The 1,862-nt window shown below is 51.5% G+C and carries 3 protein-coding genes; 1 reads left to right on the forward strand and 2 read right to left on the reverse strand.

All coding sequences use genetic code 11. The annotated features are described in order from the left end of the window. On the reverse strand, positions 1–196 hold a 196-nt coding region (locus BMY60_RS14995), incomplete at its 3' end, for an ATP-binding protein (protein WP_305728771.1). 97 nt (positions 197–293) lie between these two features. Between BMY60_RS14995 and BMY60_RS15000 the strand changes: the two genes are divergently transcribed. Continuing rightward, positions 294–1,526 (forward strand): ISAzo13 family transposase, encoded by a 1,233-nt coding sequence (locus BMY60_RS15000; protein ID WP_090334707.1) that lies wholly within the window; start codon positions 294–296, stop codon positions 1,524–1,526. Between the two features lie 21 nt (positions 1,527–1,547). On the opposite strand, the gene BMY60_RS15005 is transcribed toward BMY60_RS15000, so the two are convergent. Next, positions 1,548–1,793: an ATP-binding protein gene (locus BMY60_RS15005; protein WP_256251030.1), complete on the reverse strand. Its 246-nt coding sequence runs from the start codon at positions 1,791–1,793 to the stop codon at positions 1,548–1,550. Positions 1,794–1,862 lie beyond the last annotated feature (69 nt).

Raw genomic sequence — 1,862 nt, forward strand, 5'->3', positions numbered from 1 at the left:
GCAGGGCAAGCCTGCCTTGTTTGCCAGCGGATTTTTCCTGCTCCAGTCTATTGACCAGGTCAACGGCGCTGAAGAAGCGCACTTTTTTATTATGACGCTGAATGCCTGATGTGCCGATGGCAATAGCCAGGTGCGTTTTTCCGGTACCGGTGCCGCCAACCAGTACCAGGTTCTGTGCTGCAGTGGTAAATTCCATAGTTTCCAGTTGCTGAATCAGTTGTTGATCGACTTTGGACTGAGGATACAGGCCAAAATAACTTGAACAATATGGCCTAAGCGCTTACGATACTGTCATGGATATGATGAAAATGATTGAGAGCAAGTATCAAGCACTTTCAGATCGCCTGAATGAAGCGACATTGCGGTTTTGGTTGGCGACAGAAGCTGAAGCCTTGGGTCGTGGAGGTGTAAGCACGGTGGCGCGAGCCACGGGCACGTCCAGGGCAACCATCTACGCTGGACTGAAAGAATTACGCTCACCAAGTGCAACGCAGAGCCCAGAGAAGCAGTCTCACGGCGTTCGGGCAAAAGGAGGCGGGCGAAAAAAGTTGACCGCTAAAGACCCTGGCCTTCTTGATGAGTTGGATGCGCTGGTTGATCCCGCGACGCGCGGAGATTCACAGTCACCATTACGCTGGACTTGTAAAAGTACGCCACGATTGGCGAAGGAATTGAAAGAGCGAGGCCATGCGGTTAGTCGACGCACGGTTTGTCGTCTGCTAGCGCAACTGGGTTACAGCTTGCAGTCGACCCGTAAAACGCGGGAAGGTGGAAAGCACCCTGACCGAGACGCACAATTTCAACATATTGCCAGTGAGGTTGAACAGTATCAGTCCGCAGGAGATCCGGTCATCTCGGTGGACACCAAGAAAAAAGAGTTAATCGGTGACTTCAAGAATGCTGGTCAAGAATGGCAACCGCAGGGCCAGCCTGAAGAGGTTCGTGTTTATGATTTCATCGACTCCGCGTTGGGTAAAGTGGCACCTTATGGCGTTTATGATCTGACTGCGAATCAAGGCTGGGTGAGTGTCGGCATTGATCACGACACAGCGGAGTTTGCTGTGGAAAGCATCCGCCGGTGGTGGAACGAGATGGGCAAGCCGCTCTATCCCAAGGCACGGCGCCTGCTTATCACAGCAGATTGCGGTGGGAGTAACGGCTACCGCGTACGTTTATGGCGAGTACAACTGCAGAAGCTGGCTGACGAGTTGGAGATAGCGATCCAAGTTTGCCATTTTCCACCCGGAACAAGCAAGTGGAACAAGATTGAGCACCGTATGTTTTGCCACATCACCCAGAACTGGCGGGGACGCCCGCTGCTCAGTCGTGAAGTTGTCGTCAATCTGATCGGAAACACTACCACAGAGGCGGGGTTGCGAATTCACGCCGAGGTTGATGGGAATACTTATGAAGCCGGTATTAAGGTGTCCGACCAAGAACTCGCAACATTGGCAATTGAACGGGATGAATTCCATGGCGAATGGAACTACAAGATCATCCCTCGCAAAATGCCCGATACAGGGTAAAGTGTTCAAGTTATTTTGGCCTTACTCCTGACTGAAGTCGAAGCCTTGTAAATGACGCTGCACCGGGAATCTGGCAGCATTGGTTTGATAGCGGATAGAACGGATATTGCGCTCGGTTGCTTCGGCCTGGAGCAGTTGAGACAGAATTTGGTTTGCTGATTCGAGATTCGTCATCTGGTCTGGCGTATTCTGCTGCCTCAGTTCAGCATAGGAATTGGCCATGCCATATAGCTTCAGTGCCTTTAACTGCGTGATAATATCAGACATAGGGCACCTCTTTAGCGTTCAGGCGATCATAGCGTGCTGTATCGGCCTGCGGTTCTTCATTGAGTTTTA

The sequence above is a fragment of the Nitrosomonas sp. Nm51 genome (genome assembly GCF_900111165.1).
Taxonomy (GTDB): domain Bacteria; phylum Pseudomonadota; class Gammaproteobacteria; order Burkholderiales; family Nitrosomonadaceae; genus Nitrosomonas.

Coding starts and splice junctions, on each gene's coding strand:
- BMY60_RS15000 (WP_090334707.1), top strand. CDS start 294: ATGGATATGATGAAAATGATTGAGAGCAAGTATCAAGCACTTTCAGAT.
- BMY60_RS15005 (WP_256251030.1), bottom strand. CDS start 1,793: ATGTCTGATATTATCACGCAGTTAAAGGCACTGAAGCTATATGGCATG.